We start from the raw sequence: 15,466 nt of genomic DNA on the forward strand, positions 1-15,466 counted from the left end.
ACTTGTCACCCTTTTTATGGCAACGTTCAATATGCCCGATTCGATCATTAACGGTAAAGCGGCCACACCGGCAATTCTGCCCGATCGCAACACCCACCAAGGCAAAGAAGCGATTCCCCACCACCCCCCCAGAGGTTGCCAAGGAAGAAATGATGGCGGCAGTACGCACAATTCTACTGAATGTGGGCGAGGATCCCGATCGCGAGGGGTTGCTGAAAACACCCAAGCGGGTCGCTGAAGCAATGCAATTTCTCACCAGTGGTTACAGCCAATCCCTTGAAACCCTTGTCAACGGCGCGATTTTTGATGAAGGCCACGATGAAATGGTCTTGGTGCGCGACATTAACTTCTTTAGCCTCTGTGAGCATCACATGTTGCCTTTCATTGGCAAAGCCCATGTGGCCTATATCCCCAACCAGCGAGTGATTGGCCTCAGTAAATTGGCCCGGGTTGTGGAAATGTATGCGCGGCGGCTGCAAGTTCAAGAACGCCTGACCCGTCAGGTGGCTGAAGCCATTGAAACCGTTCTCGATCCGAAGGGAGTGGCTGTGGTTATGGAAGCAACCCACATGTGCATGGTGATGCGCGGTGTCCAAAAACCCGGCTCTTGGACAGTGACCAGTTCGATGCTGGGGGTTTTCCGTGAAGATCAAAAGACCCGTGAGGAGTTTCTCAACTTGATTCGCCATCAGCCGAACTTTTAGGGAGCAGTCCTTGGGGGGCGATCGCCCCCTTTGGGGTTCTCAAGAACTTAGGCTAGGATGGATAATGAGTGAGATCCTCATGGGCGCATTGTGGAAAGATTTCACTTGTCTCAGTCTGAACATCGCCAACACCCCCAAACGCAACCCCCCTCCCTGAGTGTGGCGAATGCCTACCTGCTGTGGTGTTTGAGCCTCGTCGGGGTCTGCGGCCTGCAACGCTTTTATGTCGGGCAGCCCCTAGTGGGTCTGTTGTACCTAGTCACCTTCGGCGTCTGTGGTGTCGGTCAATTCATTGATCTGTTTCTGATTCCAGGGCTGGTGGATCGCCACAAAACCTACCTGCGGGGACGCTATCTAACAGCAGAGAAGGACCCTGACCTCAGCCCTGCCTCTGGTAGATCGATACACCGTTTACTGCAAGTCGCAAAAGAACATGGGGGCGTTCTCTCAGCAGCCCAAGTAGCCCTCTATACCCATCTAGATCCCCAAACAGTCGAGGAATTGCTCTTTGAGGCTCAGCGACTCGGCTATGCCACAGTATTCAATGACCCCGAGACAGGGGCAGTGCGCTATCGCTTTGATGTCTAGTTCATGCTGCCCTTAGACCCGTTTCAACCCATGGGGGCGATCGCCACCACTTCCCAGGGACTGGCTCAACTCCAGCGCATTGTTGATGTAGGCATTCCCCTCAGCATTTGGGTCTCGCCCCAGTTAGGTGCCCACCGCCCCGTACAAACCTACGAGGGTCCTCTGGCAGCCCATTTACAGAAACACTGGTGCCACTATCGCGCTTGGATCTTTGCCTTGGCCTGCGGTGCTGTGGTGCGGTTAATCTCACCCCTGTTGACCCACAAAAGCCAGGATCCGGCGGTTTGCGTTCTTTCTGAGAATGGCCAATGGATCGTGAGTTTGCTGGGGGGGCATAGTGCGGGGGGCGATCGCCTCTGTCACATCCTCAGTGCTACCCTTGGCGCAACACCAATTCTCACAGGGGCAAGTTATAGCCAAGGCTACTTTGCCGTGGATACTTGGGGAACAGCCTTGGGGTGGCAACGGGGGGCAGGAGACTGGCATGCGATCGCCAGCCAACAGGCGCAGGGAAAGGCGCTGCAAGTGTATCAAACCTGCGGTAGCGCTTTGTGGCGCACAGGTCTCAGTTCAGACCAGCCCCTTGAGTTAGTCAGCACCCCACCCCTAGAAAATGCGGTGTGGATTACCGAAAAAGTGTTACCCTCCTCTGTGACCTCAGGGGTAGCTTGGCATCCACGGGTTCTGTGGCTAGGTATTGGCTGTGAACGGGGAACATCGGCAGCCCTGATCCAGCACGCCATTGATCAGACCCTTGCCCAAGCGAGACTCAGCCCCCTCGCGATCGCCGGCCTTGCCAGTATTGATCGCAAAGCCGATGAAGTGGGGTTATGTCAAGTGGCTAAGGCGCACGATTGGCCCAGCCGCTGGTTTTCCGCACAAGAATTGGCACCTGTTACAGTGCCTACCCCCTCAGCAATTGTGGCTGCAGAGATGGGAACCCCCAGTGTTGCCGAAGCCGCAGCAGTGTTGGCCAGCGAGGGAGGTCGTTTAATTGTTCCTAAGCAGATTTACCGTCAAGGGGGTGAGGGGGGGGCAGTGACGATCGCCATTGCCCAATCTGAACGGGAATTCATTCCCCGCCAAGGCTCCCTGAGCCTCATTGGCACTGGTCCGGGATCTTTGGATCAACTCACCCTCGGAGCCCGCTCTGCCCTTTTGGCCGCTGATATTCTTGTGGGCTATACCCTTTACCTCGAATTGATCGCTCCCCTACGGCAACCAGGACAGATGGTGGCGGCCTATGGCATTACCCAAGAGCGACAACGTGCCCAAGTGGCGATTGATCTGGCACAGTGGGGACTCAATGTCGCGGTGGTTTCTTCGGGCGACTGTGGCATCTATGGCATGGCGGGTCTGGTACTAGAGCTATTGGCAGAAGCGGACATCACCAATTTACCGGTAGCGGTGTTTCCAGGGGTGAGTGCTGTGAATGCTGCCGCGGCTCGCTTGGGGGCACCCCTGATGCACGATTTTTGCACCATTAGCCTCAGCGATCGATTGACCCCTTGGCCAGTCATTAAGAAACGCCTACAGGCGGCGGCAGAAGCGGATTTTGTTACCGCCCTTTATAATCCTCGTTCCCGCGATCGCCAGCAACAATTGGTGGACGCCAAAGCTATTTTCTTAGAATATCGTTCACCACAGACACCAGTGGCAATTGTTCGTGCCGCCTATCGCCCTGAGGAGCACATCACCCTTACCACCCTTGGGGCATTTGAACCAGCAGCAGTGGATATGTTCAGCTTGGTGTTGATTGGCAACGCCAGCACCCGCCGCTTCCAGGATTGGCTGATTACCCCTCGTGGCTATCTAGGGAACCCTAAAGCAAGCCTGTCTGACCGAGGAGATTAAAACAAGCCCAGTTGACGATACTGAGGGCGATCGAGCCAAAAAAGGCACTCCAAAAACCATTTCGGAGGGTAAATCCATCCACAAAAGCAGCAGCAAGGGCAAAAATGGCTGCATTAATGATCAGGGCAACTAAGCCAAACGTGAGAAAAATAAAGGGGAACGTTACAAACTTGAGCACTGCGCCAAGGGTGGCATTGAGCAGACCAAAGACAATCGCCGACCACAGAGCAGTTGAGAACTTGTCAATTTCTACCCCCAAAAATGAGAGGCGAGACACAATAAACAAGCTAATACTGGTCACAATCCAAGTAATGAGTAAACCCCACATAGGCAGCTCCTATGATTTATTTAGATAACTATTGAGATAACGCTAGATAACAATCAAGAAAAAGGGGAATACCGGTACACCAAAGGTCACACTGAACCAGTAGCTAACCAGACTGAGGAGAAGGCTCAAGAACAGCGAAAGACACAGTGACCACAGCAGATAGGAGGCAACCTCGTACATCCTTTGCCAAAAGGAATCAAAGGGCAGGTCTAGCACATATCCATTGGCAGAGACCCGTACAGGGGCTTGAGACATCGCACGATCCTCTAGCAGCATTGCTTTTATTTTAGGCCAGGGATGAGAACGTAACATTTTGAGACACAAATTTTTGTAAATCATGTGTGTTCAGAATCTGGGGCGATAATAGAGATAGAGCGCGATGCACTGAGGTGGGCATGGGACAAGGTTGGCAAGTGGGCCGTGTCTTTGGCATTCCCCTGTATATTGATCGGTCGTGGTTTCTGGTGATTCTGCTATTTACTTTTCTCAATGGTAGTGACTGGCAGGACACGTACCCGCAGTGGGGAGCACTGGTATGGCTGATGGGATTTGGGGTTTCCCTACTGTTGTTTGCCTCAGTATTACTCCATGAATTGGGGCACAGTCTAGTGGCGCGCTCCCAAGGAATTACAGTACGCTCAATTACCCTCTTTCTCTTTGGTGGTGTGGCAGCCATTGAACGGGAATCCAATACTCCTGGTCAAGCCTTTCAGGTGGCGATCGCCGGGCCCTTGGTGAGTTTTGCCCTTTTTGCCCTGTTGCAGGGGGTAGCTGTCCTACTGCCGGGAGGTCATCCCCTCCATGAACTGTTACTCTATCTGGCGCACATCAACTTTGTCTTAGGGGTCTTTAACCTCTTACCTGGACTTCCCCTCGATGGTGGCCAAGTCCTCAAAGCAGCGGTTTGGAAATTGACAGGCAATCGCTTTCAGGGGATGCGTTGGGCAGCGCGATCGGGACAAGTGTTGGGCTGGTTGGCCATTAGTTTTGGGCTATTTGTAACACTCCTTGGCAGTGGCAATGGCCTGTGGTTGGGTCTATTGGGGTGGTTTGCCCTGCAAAATGCCACGCTCTACGATCGCCTTAGCCGACTCCAGGAAGCATTGGTGACCCTGACGGCGGCTGATGCCATGACACGGGATTTTCGGGTGATTGAGGGAACGTTATCCCTGCGGGAGTTTGCCGATCGCTATCTCCTACTGGCCGATCGCCAGCCCACAGCCTACTTTGTCGCCACCGATGGCCGCTATTGTGGCTATTTAGATTCCCAAGCCCTGAACCATGTGGAGCGCAGCCGTTGGGAAGTAACGCCAGTCGCGGAATTAGCCGTACCCTTGCGGGCGATCGCCACCGTCAAAGAATCCGACTCTCTCGCCAAGACTGTTTGCACCCTAGAGGAGCAACAACAACGCTTTATTACTGTTTTAACCCCTGCAGATGCCGTAGCGGGCGTTATTGATCGCGGTGATGTTCTACTGGCTTTGGCCAAACGGTTGCACTGGCAACTGGGGAAACAGGACATTCAACGCCTCAAGCAAGAAAGGCACTATCCCCCAGAACTGCAATTATTGGAACTGGCAAAAACAGCCCTGCAATTTCAGGGGGGGGATGGCGGAATAGCGGTTGCTTCACAAATCCGCTAGCTTGTTTTAGCAGCCGACAATCAGGATGGAGAAAAATGGCAGCCTTGATTGTAGCTGTCTGCCCTAACGCGCCCTGGAGGACTCGAACCCCCGACATCCGGTTTTGGAGACCGACGTTCTACCAACTGAACTAAGGACGCAAGCCTGTTTACAGGGGGCGATCAAACCGTGGCTTGATCCGCGAAGCTTTACCCATGCGATCGCGCAGGTAGTAGAGCTTGGCCCGGCGCACTTTACCCCGCTGAATTACTTTTATACTATCAATTCGTGGCGAATGCAGCAAAAAGACTCGCTCAACGCCCACCCCTTGAAAGACACGGCGCACGGTAATGGTGCGGTTAATACCCGTGTTGCGCATAGCGATCACATCCCCTTCGTAGGGCTGGACGCGCTCCTTATCGCCTTCTTTAATTTTGACCCCAACCCGAACGCGATCGCCCACATGAATCACGGGCAAGTCAGTCTTCATTTGCTCCGCTTCAATCGAGCGAATAATCTCTTGGGCGTTCATGACAGTTCCTTAACTCGCAATCTCTTAGCGTACCCTAAGCGTTTAGACTTGTCTAGGCCAATTTTTTATTTTTTGCTTTGCACATCGCCAAGGGTGTATCCCAACTTCAGCAGCAGCCGCCGCAGTAGGGGCAAGCTCAAGCCAATTACATTACTGGGAGTACCGACAATCTTCTCGACAAAGGCACCCCCTTGGCCATCGAGGGCAAAACAGCCAGCACAGGCAAGGGGTTCACCGGAAGCCACATAGGCAGCAATTTCGGCATCGCTAATATCGGCAAAGACAACTTGGGTAGACTCCACCTCAACACAGGTGCGACCCTGTGCCAAATCAATCAAAGCATGGCCTGTCAGCAGGTCTCCCGTTTGACCGCGCATTTTCTGCCAGCGGGCGATCGCCATCTCTGGCGAGGCCGGTTTACCGTAAATTTCTCCGCCAAGCACCAGCACAGAATCACAGCCCAAAATTAAGGCGGGGGCTGAATAACTCTGAGCGACAGTTTCTGCTTTGCACCGTGCCAGTAACCGCACCAGTTCTGTTGGCGTTGTTGCTTGAATAACCGACTCATCAAAGTGACTGGGCTGAATAATGGGATCAATGCCAATTTGTTGCAGCAATTGGCGGCGTGCCGGGGAGGCAGAGGCAAGAACAAAGGGCACCATAGGGCTGTGTTTGAGGCAACCAGTCTTTATGATCTCATATTGAAACTATCAAACCTGCATGAGGTGTCCTATTGAGGGTTTATTATCTAGGTGTTGCGTCTGGAGTCAGACAAATGACGAGTGCGGCCTACACCTACACTCCCCCCAGCGGACTACCCCAGGATGCACCATTACCCGATCACTTTTTGACCTACAAAAAACTCCAGTCGCTGCCGGAAATGTGGCCCCTATTGGCGCAACGTCATGGGGATGTGGTGGCTCTTGATGCTCCCTACGAAGATCCCCCGACCCGCATTACCTACAGTGAACTCTATCAACGCATTCAACGCTTTGCAGCTGGCCTACAGGCTCTGGGTGTCGCTGCCGGCGATCGCGTGGCCCTATTTGCTGACAATAGCCCCCGCTGGCTCATTGCCGATCAAGGCAGTATGATGGCTGGTGCCATCAATGTGGTGCGCAGTGGGACCGCCGCTGCTCAAGAACTGCTCTACATTTTGCGCGACAGTGGAGCCACCCTACTGCTCATCGAAAACCTAGCCACCCTCCGGAAGCTGGAAGGGTCTTTGGTGGATACAGCAGTCAAAACAGTGGTGCTCCTGAGTGGAGAATCCCCTGAATTGACAGGTTTTCCCCTGCGGCTTTTGAACTTTGGTCAAGTCTTTACGGAAGGACAATATGGCACAGTGCGGGCAGTGGCCATTACCCCCGCTGACCTAGCAACGCTAATGTACACCTCCGGTACCACGGGTCAACCCAAGGGGGTGATGGTTACCCATGGGGGGCTCCTGAGTCAAATTGTTAATCTCTGGACAATTGTGCAACCGCAGGTGGGCGATCGCATCCTCAGTATCTTGCCCATTTGGCATGCCTATGAACGGGTGGCCGAGTACTTTCTCTTTGCCTGTGGCTGCAGCCAAACCTATACCAATCTCCGCCACTTCAAGAATGACCTGAAACGGTGTAAACCCCACTACATGATTGCCGTCCCCCGCATCTGGGAAGGCTTTTACGAAGGGGTGCAAAAGCAACTGCGGGATAGTCCGGCTACAAAGCGGCGTCTTGCCCAGTTTTTCCTCAGTGTTGGCCAGCACTATATACTGCAACGGCGACTGCTCACGGGCCTGAGCCTGACCAACCCCCATCCCAGCGGCTGGCAGAAATTGGTGGCTCGCGTGCAAACCCTCCTCCTCAAGCCCCTCTACGAACTGGGGGAGAAGCGTGTTTATAGCAAAATTCGTGAAGCCACCGGCGGTGAGATTAAACAGATAATTAGTGGTGGCGGTGCCCTTGCTCCCCATTTGGACACCTTCTATGAAGTGATTAACCTAGAAGTCTTGGTGGGCTACGGTCTCACCGAAACGGCCGTAGTGCTAACCGCTCGCCGCCCTTGGGCAAACCTACGGGGATCCGCTGGCCGTCCAATTCCCGATACCGCCATTAAAATTGTTGACCCAGAAACTAAAGCCCCCCTTGAGTTTGGCCAAAAAGGACTGGTGATGGCCAAAGGGCCACAGGTGATGCGCGGCTACTACAACCAACCAGAGGCCACCGCTAAGGTGCTAGATGGGGAGGGATGGTTTGACACCGGCGACTTGGGCTACCTCACCCCCAATGGAGATCTGGTGCTGACGGGACGGCAGAAGGACACGATTGTTCTCAGCAACGGTGAAAATATTGAACCGCAGCCTATCGAGGATGCCTGTGTCCGCAGCCCCTATATTGACCAAATTATGCTGGTGGGTCAAGATCAAAAAGCTCTTGGTGCCCTCATTGTGCCCAATTTAGAGGCATTGGCGGAGTGGGTGGCTGCCAAGGGGTACCGACTGGAGTTGCCAAACCGACCGGCAGGAGCGGGCAGTGGTGAGGTGGTGACGCTGGAAAGCAAAGTCATTATTGATCTCTACCGTCAAGAACTGCTGCGGGAAGTGCAAAATCGCCCCGGCTATCGCCCAGATGATCGCATTGCCACGTTTCGCTTTGTCCTCGAACCCTTTACGATAGAGAATGGTCTTTTGACCCAAACCCTAAAAATTCGCCGTCATGTCGTGAGCGATCGCTACCGCGATATGATTAACGCCATGTTTGAGTAATCTTCATGACAGACCCTATGGATAGCAAACTGCTCCTGCGGCGCCAGATTATGGTGAAAGCCATTGTCACTCCCGAGTGGAAAGACGATGCCCAAAGGCAGCTTCAGGCACAACTCAATCAAGTGGATGCCCAAATTCAGCAGTTGGATCTGCAAGTGCAGCAAGTGATTGACGAACTGCGCAAAAGTAATGAAGCAGCGGATGTGGTCAATGCCCGTATTCAAGACGTTCAAGGGCAAGCCAACAACCAAAAAGCACAACTCTTACAGCAAAAAAATCTAATTCTTCAGCAATTGGATCAGGTGCAACGCCTACAAATGGGTCAGGAAGTGGATCAAGGTCAGGTGGATAATTTTTTCTATGTCACCAAAGGGGATAACCTGATTCAAAAGATGCAGGTGGAAATTCTCCTGCGCAATGGTGTCATCGAAGAAATTCGTGGCACGCTCTAGGTTTTACCCTTTATTTTTTAGGGAATTTGAGATTTGACTCCCTTTCAATTGCCAACTAAGGATAGCAGCCTCTATGATTCGTGAACTGTTCATGCCCGCCCTCAGCTCCACCATGACCGAAGGGAAAATTGTCTCTTGGCTGAAATCTCCCGGGGATAAGGTGGCTAAAGGGGAAACCGTGCTGATTGTGGAATCCGACAAGGCCGATATGGATGTGGAGTCCTTCTACGACGGCTATTTGGCAGTGATTACCGTACCTGCTGGCGAAGTAGCAGCCGTTGGCTCCACCATTGGCCTTGTGGCAGAAACAGAAGCAGAAATTGCGGAAGCAGAGGCAAAGGCCAAGTCCCTTGGGAAGGCTACCAGTTCTGACCGGGCTCCAGCCACGAGTAATGGCTCAGGAACGGCTCCTGCCGCCAGTGCTGCCGCTGTACCGGCTGGGCGAGTGATTGCCTCCCCCCGTGCCCGCAAATTGGCCAAGGAACACAAAATTGATTTGAAGACGCTCAAGGGAACTGGCCCCAATGGTCGGATTACAGCCGCCGATGTGGAAGCTTTGATTGGTGCGCCTGCACCCCCCCCCGTGGCAACGTCCCCTGCCCCTCTCCCCACCGCCCCCCCTGCTACTGCTCCGGTGGTGGCTAAGGAGGATTTGGTGCCCCTGACAACGCTGCAAAATGCCGTTGTGCGCAATATGGTGGCCAGCCTGGGCATTCCCGATTTCCACGTCGCCTACACGATCACAACCGATGCCTTGGATCGGCTGTATCAGCAAATTAAGTCCAAAGGGGTGACAATGACGGTGCTCCTTGCCAAGGCGATCGCCCTGACATTGCAAAAACACCCAATTATGAATGCCTACTACACAGAGCAGGGGATTCAATACCGTCGTGATATTAACATTGCTGTTGCGGTGGCGATGCCGGGGGGTGGTCTGATTACACCGGTGCTAAAGAACGCCGATCAAATTGACATCTACAGCCTCTCGCGTACTTGGAAAGACTTGGTGGAACGGGCACGCGCCAAGCAACTGCAACCCGATGAGTACAGCACGGGCACCTTTAGCCTCTCGAACCTCGGCATGTTTGGAGTTGACTTCTTTGATGCCATTCTCACGCCCGGTCAAGGGGCGATTATGGCGGTGGGGGCGTCGCGTCCGACGGTAGTTGCCACAGAGGATGGCCTGCTGGGGGTAAAACGGCAGATGAAGGTGAATATTACCTGTGATCACCGGGTGATCTATGGTGCTGATGCAGCTGCCTTCCTTCAGGATTTGGCAAAACTGATTGAAACTAATCCCCAAGCATTGACGCTCTAAACAGTGACTGCCCTGCTGGAAATCAGGGATCTTCATTTTGGCTATGGAACAACCCCCTCACTGCTCCAAGGGATTGATCTGAGGGTGACGGGGGGCGATCGCTTTGGCATCATTGGTGACAATGGTTCTGGCAAAACCACACTCCTCCTTCTCTGTGCTGCTGTTCTCAAGCCACAGCGGGGAACGATTACCTGCTTGGGGCAGTCAGTGGTGGCTGGACAGTTTCAACCCGCAGTGGGCGTCGTGCTGCAGCACCCAGCGGATCAGTTAATTGGGACTACTGTGGCTGAGGATGTCGCCTTTGGCCCTGAGAATTTAGGTTGTTCAACCCTAGAAGTGCAGCAGCGAGTGTATCAAGCCTTGGCGATGACCGGAACTTTGCATTTGGCCAATCGCGTGCCCCATCAACTGTCGGGGGGAGAACAACGCATGGTGGCGATCGCCGGCATTTTGGCCATGCAGCCCAAGCTAATCCTCTACGATGAACCCACTGCCTTTTTAGACCAACGGAGTTGCCGCACCTTGATTGAGTTTCTGCAAACCAATGCCACTCCCGGTCTAGTTGTCAGCCATGACCTTGCGTTTTTACGCGCCGTCTGTACGCAGATTTTTCTCCTTGAGTCAGGACATCTGTGTCCCCTAGGGTTGTAGCCCATGCTGCGTCGTCGTGTTTGGTTGTTGTTCATTCTCTTCTGTTGGAGTTTGTGTTGGGCGATTGGGCCCGTACAAGCACAAAACCCAAGGTTCATTCGTGGGGTTTGGCTGACCAAGAATGATTTCCCAATCCTGCGCGATCGCCCGCGGTTGGTGGCAGCCCTCAATGATCTACAGCGACTAAACTTCAACACCCTTTACCCCGTTGTCTGGAATTCCGGCTATGTCAGTTTCCCCAGTACTACCGCCAAGAATCTGGGAATTCAGCCCTTTGTGCTGCGGGGAATCCAAGACTACGAGATTCTCGCCGAACTCACCCAGCAGGCGCACTGCCGCAATCTCTTAGTCATTCCCTGGTTTGAATTTGGCTTTATGGTGCCAGAAACCTCAGAACTCGCCCTTGCCCATCCGGACTGGCTCACCCAGGCTATCAATGGTCAGACCACTCGCTTAACGGCGGCCGGGGAAGTGGCTTGGATGAATCCCTTTCATCCACAAGTACAAGAATTTCTCACCAATATTGTCCTTGAGGTACTGCGGCAATACCCGGTGGATGGTGTGCAGTTTGATGATCACTTCAGCCTGCCCGTGGAGTTTGGCTATGATGACTACACCCGTGCCCTCTATCAGCAGGAAACCCAAAAGCCCGTTCCCGACAATCCCCGTGATCCGGACTGGATGCGCTGGCGTGCTGACAAACTCACTGCCTTTGTGCAAACGTTGCGGCAGCGAGTAAAGCAGGAATTTCCCAATGCCATTTTTTCCCTCTCACCGACCACATTGCCAACCGCCTACCAAACGTTTCTCCAAGATTGGCCGCGGTGGGTCGCCCTTGGACTCCTCGATGAAGTAATTGTGCAAGTGTATCGCTACCATCTCTCCAGCTTTGTGCAACAGTTGACGCAGCCGGAGATACGCCAGGCCCAAGCTAAAGTTCCCACTGCCGTTGGTGTCCTCACGGGGCTACGTACCAACCCTGTGCCGATGGCCCTAGTGGATGCCAAGGTAGAGGCTGCCCTGCGAGCCGGGTTAGGAGTGTCCTTTTTCTCCTTTGAAACCCTGTGGGAACGGGGTCCGGATCCCCGCGATCACCGCCAAAGTCGGCTCCTCTTTCATTTTCGCCAGCCCCTGCCACGGCGGCTCTTTAACCAAACTTGTCCAAGGACCTAGAGCTTGCTGCCACACTCTGGACAAAAGCGATGGGTTGAAATGGTCTTGGCTCCACAATTGGCACAGTAGACCAGTTCAGCAGCCTTTTCAAGAACCTTGGCTTCCGGCAGACCAAGCATTTGAGAGTTAGGCTTGCCGGGGGCAACCATCGGGTAGCAGTTTTCATCGCGGGTGACATGGGCATCCAGCAGCACTGGCCCATCGTAGGCCAAAACCTCTTGGACAATGGCATCCAAATGCTGGCGATCGCTCACCCGTAACCCCTTAACCCCATAGGCCTCCGCCAATTTCACAAAATCGGGCATCCCCTTGGCCATATTGGAATGGGAATAACGCTCCTCGTAAAAGGCCTGCTGCCATTGCCGCACCATTCCTTGCCAAAAGTTATTAATAATGACAGTCTTGACAGCAATACCGTACTGAGCCAGGGTGGCCAGCTCTTGGGAATTCATCTGGAAACTGGCATCGCCACTAATACAAATCACCTGTTGATCGGGCAAGGCCACTTTGACTCCCATAGCCGCAGGCATACCAAAACCCATTGTGCCCAAGCCAGCACTAGAGATCCAACGCCGAGGGCCATTTTTCAGGAATTGTGCTGCCCACATCTGGTGCTGACCCACATCAGTGGTGTAATAGGCATCGGGGGCGTGACGGCCAAAAGCCACAATTACCTCCTGCGGCGAGAGTTCACCACTGGGTTCGGGAACAATGAGGGGATAATCCTGTTTCCAGATATTGATACGCTCTAACCAGGCTTGGGTCTGAGGTTCAACAGCTTGACCACTGTCTTCAATGTGCTTGAGAAGCTGCTGGAGCACTGGTTTGACGCTGCCAACGATCGGCACATCAGGTACACGGTTTTTGCCCACCTCAGCAGGATCAATGTCAATGTGAATGACCTTAGCGCGGGAGGCAAATTCATCCAGCTTACCGGTCACGCGATCGTCAAAGCGTGCCCCCACAGCAATTAGCAGATCACATTCACTGACGGCAAAGTTGGCATAGGCGGTGCCATGCATCCCCAACATACCCACAGAGAGGGGATGGGACTCAGGAAAGGCCCCCTTCCCCATGAGTGTTGTGGTCACCGGAATCTCGAAGAGCTCGGCTAACTTGAGTACCTCCTCGTGAGCACCCGCTGTAATTGCCCCGCCCCCCACATAGAGCAAAGGTCGCTTGGCCTCACGAATCAATTGGACCGCTTGGGCAATTTGACGGGCATTGCCGCGAATCGTGGGGCGATAGCCCCGCAGCTTGACCTGCCCCGGCTCGACCGGCTCATACTCACAGACCTCTAACCCCACGTCCTTGGGAATATCCACAAGCACAGGCCCAGGCCGACCAGTGGTGGCAATGTAAATGGCCTCAGCAATGATCCGTGCCATGTCCTTGGCTGCACGCACTACGTACGAGTGCTTAACAATGGGCAGCGTAATGCCAAAAATATCTGTTTCCTGAAAAGCATCCGTGCCAATGGCAGAGCGAGGTACCTGACCCGTGATCACCAGTAGCGGAATTGAATCCATGTGGGCTGTGGCAATGCCTGTCACTAAGTTCGTCGCCCCTGGTCCCGAAGTAGCAAAACACACCCCCACTTGACCTGTGGCACGAGCGTAGCCGTCAGCGGCATGGGCTGCCCCCTGTTCGTGGCGCACCAGAATGTGCTGAATGATGCCCTTGGACTCAGCACGGTAAAGTTCATCATAGATGGGTAAAATGGCTCCACCGGGATATCCAAAAATATGCTTAACACCGTGACGGCATAGGGTATCAATCAGAATGTATGCTCCAGTTGCTTGCACAGGCCGACCTCGTCAGGCAGTGGTGGTAGATATTTTTAAATTCTAATTTTTCAATGAGGGTCTCGGCAAGAGCGCAACGGCTTGAAAGCATTGAATTCTTGGCCTTCAACTCCTCAATGCTTAACATATCTTTGCAATTAGTCCCTGCCTTTTTTGGCGGCAAGAACAGCGTTTATTTAAGTATTTAAGTTCACTTAGCTAGGCAAAATGCGCATTAAAGTTTGGCCATACTCAATTGGTTCAGCATTTTGCACCAGAATTTCCACCACTTGGCCATTGACTTCGGCTTCAATTTCGTTCATCAGCTTCATGGCTTCAATGATGCAAACCACTTGGCCTTTTTTGACTGTGTCACCCACTTCAACAAAGGGGGGTTCATCGGGAGCAGGGGCACGATAAAAGGTTCCGACCATTGGCGCCACAATATCTATGGTTTTGCGATTGGCAGGGGGTGGCGTTGGTTCCGGATCGGGGGTAACGGCTGGAGGGGGCGCAGGTGTGGGTGTGAGGGTTGATGCCGGAGCTGGAGCCACAACCACAGGGGTGCTGCCACTGATCTGCTCACGCTTGCGGAGTTGAAGTTCTAGTTCGCCACTCTTGAGGTTGAGTTCGGTGACACTGGTTTGGTCAAACATTAGTAGCAGTTCGCGTACTTGGTTGAGGTCAAGCTCCACACCCATTACTCCTATTCGCGGCCAAGATACGTATCTGAGCGAGTGTCAATGCGAATCCGTTCGCCTACGGAGATAAATAACGGTACCATGACTTGGGCACCGGTTTCGACAATGGCGGGTTTTGATCCACCGGTGGCGGTATCTCCTTTAACTCCCGGATCGGTTTGCACCACTTCTAAAACAACGGAGTTGGGTAGCTCCACCTCAAGGACTTGCTCACCCCATTTGACGATATTGACCTCCATGCCTTCCTTGAGATACTTGGCGCGATCGCCCACTTGTGCAGGGGTGAGGCGAGCTTCCTCATAGCTTTCCATGTCCATAAAGACATAGTCTTCGCCATCTTTGTAAGTATGCTGCATGGTGCGTTTTTCAAGGGTGGCTTGGGGAACAGTCTCGCCGGCGCGGAAGGTGCGCTCAATCACGTTGCCCGTTTGCACATTCTTTAACTTTGTCCGCACAAAGGCAGAACCCTTACCGGGTTTGACGTGCAAAAATTCGACGACTCGCCAGACAGCACCATCTAGCTCAATACTTACACCGGGGCGAAAATCATTACTGGAAATCATGTCCTACCGTGCAGTTCACCAAGCTATTATTGTATCCCTGAGCGCTGCCGTTCCTAACCCTGTTGAGCAGATTTCCCTAGAGCAGGATCCATTGGCACCCCTTGGAATTCCCAAAGGGCGATCGCTCCTGTCAATGCTACACTGAAAATCAATGTGAATGATACGCCAAGGACAGTAACAATGGCTGCAACCCTTGAATTGAGTCAAGAAAACGTCGAAAAAGTCCTTGATGAACTCCGCCCCTATTTGATGGCCGATGGCGGCAATGTCGAGCTGGTGGAAATTGAGGGGCCTGTGGTACGGCTGCGGTTGCAGGGTGCCTGTGGTTCCTGCCCCAGCTCAACCATGACGCTGCGCATGGGCATTGAGCGCAAGTTGAAGGAATCCATTCCAGAGATTGCTGAAGTCCAGCAGGTTCCCTAAGTTACTGGCTGCTGGGGAGAG

Annotated in this window: 17 protein-coding genes, 1 tRNA gene and 1 pseudogene; 11 read left to right on the top strand and 8 right to left on the bottom strand. The window is 53.4% G+C overall.

Annotation, left to right across the window (positions count from 1 at the left end; genetic code table 11):
- The first annotated feature begins 31 nt into the window (after window positions 1-31).
- From folE to cobJ, 3 genes and pseudogenes are all read left to right on the top strand, one after another.
- Window positions 32-704 (top strand): annotated as a pseudogene (folE, locus tag NK55_RS03300) (GTP cyclohydrolase I FolE).
- Between the two features lie 105 nt (window positions 705-809).
- Window positions 810-1,292 carry a TM2 domain-containing protein gene (locus NK55_RS03305; protein WP_024124400.1) on the top strand — a complete coding sequence of 161 codons (483 nt, stop codon included), beginning with the start codon at window positions 810-812 and terminating at the stop codon, window positions 1,290-1,292.
- Between the two features lie 3 nt (window positions 1,293-1,295).
- Complete coding sequence (gene cobJ / locus NK55_RS03310) at window positions 1,296-3,146, top strand: precorrin-3B C(17)-methyltransferase (RefSeq protein WP_024124401.1); 1,851 nt, start codon at window positions 1,296-1,298, stop codon at window positions 3,144-3,146.
- Here cobJ and NK55_RS03315 read toward each other — a convergent pair.
- Both NK55_RS03315 and NK55_RS03320 read right to left on the bottom strand, forming a co-directional pair.
- The gene (locus tag NK55_RS03315) at window positions 3,115-3,474 is read right to left on the bottom strand and encodes a phage holin family protein (RefSeq protein ID WP_024124402.1); all 360 of its coding nucleotides are present in this window, start codon (window positions 3,472-3,474) and stop codon (window positions 3,115-3,117) included. The two genes, cobJ and NK55_RS03315, sit on opposite strands and share 32 nt — an antisense overlap.
- 42 nt (window positions 3,475-3,516) lie before the next feature.
- Window positions 3,517-3,729, bottom strand: a complete 213-nt coding sequence (locus tag NK55_RS03320; protein ID WP_024124403.1) for a hypothetical protein — start codon at window positions 3,727-3,729, stop codon at window positions 3,517-3,519.
- Window positions 3,730-3,869: 140 nt separating this feature from the next.
- Here NK55_RS03320 and NK55_RS03325 point away from each other — a divergent pair, with 140 nt between their 5' ends.
- Window positions 3,870-5,117 carry a site-2 protease family protein gene (locus NK55_RS03325; protein ID WP_024124404.1) on the top strand — a complete coding sequence of 416 codons (1,248 nt, stop codon included), beginning with the start codon at window positions 3,870-3,872 and terminating at the stop codon, window positions 5,115-5,117.
- 67 nt (window positions 5,118-5,184) lie between these two features.
- On the opposite strand, the gene NK55_RS03330 is transcribed toward NK55_RS03325, so the two are convergent.
- The 3 genes from NK55_RS03330 to NK55_RS03340 form a co-directional block, all read right to left on the bottom strand.
- A tRNA-Trp gene (locus NK55_RS03330) sits at window positions 5,185-5,257 on the bottom strand.
- Between the two features lie 8 nt (window positions 5,258-5,265).
- Window positions 5,266-5,628, bottom strand: a complete 363-nt coding sequence (gene rplS, locus NK55_RS03335) for a 50S ribosomal protein L19 (protein WP_024124405.1) — start codon at window positions 5,626-5,628, stop codon at window positions 5,266-5,268.
- 65 nt (window positions 5,629-5,693) lie between these two features.
- Entirely contained in the window at window positions 5,694-6,290 is a 597-nt protein-coding gene (locus tag NK55_RS03340; protein ID WP_024124406.1) for a nucleoside triphosphate pyrophosphatase, read from the bottom strand.
- Window positions 6,291-6,403: 113 nt separating this feature from the next.
- Between NK55_RS03340 and NK55_RS03345 the strand changes: the two genes are divergently transcribed.
- The 5 genes from NK55_RS03345 (at window position 6,404) to NK55_RS03365 (ending at window position 11,974) form a co-directional block, all read left to right on the top strand.
- On the top strand, window positions 6,404-8,380 hold the full coding sequence (locus NK55_RS03345; protein ID WP_024124407.1) for an AMP-binding protein: 1,977 nt from the start codon (window positions 6,404-6,406) through the stop codon (window positions 8,378-8,380).
- A gap of 5 nt (window positions 8,381-8,385) precedes the next feature.
- The gene (locus NK55_RS03350; RefSeq protein WP_041429038.1) at window positions 8,386-8,832 is read left to right on the top strand and encodes a YlqD family protein; all 447 of its coding nucleotides are present in this window, start codon (window positions 8,386-8,388) and stop codon (window positions 8,830-8,832) included.
- Window positions 8,833-8,905: 73 nt separating this feature from the next.
- Window positions 8,906-10,150, top strand: a complete 1,245-nt coding sequence (locus tag NK55_RS03355) for a dihydrolipoamide acetyltransferase family protein (RefSeq protein WP_024124409.1) — start codon at window positions 8,906-8,908, stop codon at window positions 10,148-10,150.
- A gap of 3 nt (window positions 10,151-10,153) precedes the next feature.
- Window positions 10,154-10,801 (top strand): energy-coupling factor ABC transporter ATP-binding protein, encoded by a 648-nt coding sequence (locus tag NK55_RS03360; protein WP_024124410.1) that lies wholly within the window; start codon window positions 10,154-10,156, stop codon window positions 10,799-10,801.
- A 3-nt stretch (window positions 10,802-10,804) separates the two neighbouring features.
- Complete coding sequence (locus NK55_RS03365; protein WP_024124411.1) at window positions 10,805-11,974, top strand: glycoside hydrolase family 10 protein; 1,170 nt, start codon at window positions 10,805-10,807, stop codon at window positions 11,972-11,974.
- On the opposite strand, the gene ilvB is transcribed toward NK55_RS03365, so the two are convergent.
- The 3 genes from ilvB to efp form a co-directional block, all read right to left on the bottom strand.
- Window positions 11,971-13,779, bottom strand: a complete 1,809-nt coding sequence (ilvB, locus tag NK55_RS03370; RefSeq protein WP_024124412.1) for a biosynthetic-type acetolactate synthase large subunit — start codon at window positions 13,777-13,779, stop codon at window positions 11,971-11,973. The genes NK55_RS03365 and ilvB overlap by 4 nt on opposite strands.
- Window positions 13,780-13,973: 194 nt before the next feature.
- Window positions 13,974-14,453: an acetyl-CoA carboxylase biotin carboxyl carrier protein gene (gene accB, locus NK55_RS03375; protein WP_024124413.1), complete on the bottom strand. Its 480-nt coding sequence runs from the start codon at window positions 14,451-14,453 to the stop codon at window positions 13,974-13,976.
- An 11-nt stretch (window positions 14,454-14,464) separates the two neighbouring features.
- On the bottom strand, window positions 14,465-15,022 hold the full coding sequence (efp, locus tag NK55_RS03380) for an elongation factor P (protein ID WP_011057134.1): 558 nt from the start codon (window positions 15,020-15,022) through the stop codon (window positions 14,465-14,467).
- On the opposite strand from efp, the gene NK55_RS13080 reads away from it, so the two are divergent.
- Both NK55_RS13080 and NK55_RS03385 read left to right on the top strand, forming a co-directional pair.
- Window positions 15,021-15,167, top strand: coding sequence for a hypothetical protein (locus NK55_RS13080; RefSeq protein ID WP_157869649.1), 147 nt, complete (start codon window positions 15,021-15,023; stop codon window positions 15,165-15,167). The two genes, efp and NK55_RS13080, sit on opposite strands and share 2 nt — an antisense overlap.
- Window positions 15,168-15,202: 35 nt before the next feature.
- Entirely contained in the window at window positions 15,203-15,445 is a 243-nt protein-coding gene (locus NK55_RS03385) for a NifU family protein (protein ID WP_024124414.1), read from the top strand.
- Window positions 15,446-15,466 lie beyond the last annotated feature (21 nt).

Origin of the sequence: Thermosynechococcus sp. NK55a, from assembly GCF_000505665.1 — a bacterium.
Classification (GTDB): domain Bacteria; phylum Cyanobacteriota; class Cyanobacteriia; order Thermosynechococcales; family Thermosynechococcaceae; genus Thermosynechococcus.

What these genes read in the sequence shown, in the direction of transcription:
- cobJ (WP_024124401.1), top strand. Translation starts at nt 1,296, where the DNA reads ATGCTGCCCTTAGACCCGTTTCAACCCATGGGGGCGATCGCCACCACT.
- NK55_RS03315 (WP_024124402.1), bottom strand. Translation starts at nt 3,474, where the DNA reads ATGTGGGGTTTACTCATTACTTGGATTGTGACCAGTATTAGCTTGTTT.
- NK55_RS03320 (WP_024124403.1), bottom strand. Translation starts at nt 3,729, where the DNA reads ATGTCTCAAGCCCCTGTACGGGTCTCTGCCAATGGATATGTGCTAGAC.
- NK55_RS03325 (WP_024124404.1), top strand. Translation starts at nt 3,870, where the DNA reads ATGGGACAAGGTTGGCAAGTGGGCCGTGTCTTTGGCATTCCCCTGTAT.
- rplS (WP_024124405.1), bottom strand. Translation starts at nt 5,628, where the DNA reads ATGAACGCCCAAGAGATTATTCGCTCGATTGAAGCGGAGCAAATGAAG.
- NK55_RS03340 (WP_024124406.1), bottom strand. Translation starts at nt 6,290, where the DNA reads ATGGTGCCCTTTGTTCTTGCCTCTGCCTCCCCGGCACGCCGCCAATTG.
- NK55_RS03345 (WP_024124407.1), top strand. Translation starts at nt 6,404, where the DNA reads ATGACGAGTGCGGCCTACACCTACACTCCCCCCAGCGGACTACCCCAG.
- NK55_RS03350 (WP_041429038.1), top strand. Translation starts at nt 8,386, where the DNA reads ATGACAGACCCTATGGATAGCAAACTGCTCCTGCGGCGCCAGATTATG.
- NK55_RS03355 (WP_024124409.1), top strand. Translation starts at nt 8,906, where the DNA reads ATGATTCGTGAACTGTTCATGCCCGCCCTCAGCTCCACCATGACCGAA.
- NK55_RS03365 (WP_024124411.1), top strand. Translation starts at nt 10,805, where the DNA reads ATGCTGCGTCGTCGTGTTTGGTTGTTGTTCATTCTCTTCTGTTGGAGT.
- NK55_RS13080 (WP_157869649.1), top strand. Translation starts at nt 15,021, where the DNA reads ATGTCCTACCGTGCAGTTCACCAAGCTATTATTGTATCCCTGAGCGCT.
- efp (WP_011057134.1), bottom strand. Translation starts at nt 15,022, where the DNA reads ATGATTTCCAGTAATGATTTTCGCCCCGGTGTAAGTATTGAGCTAGAT.
- NK55_RS03385 (WP_024124414.1), top strand. Translation starts at nt 15,203, where the DNA reads ATGGCTGCAACCCTTGAATTGAGTCAAGAAAACGTCGAAAAAGTCCTT.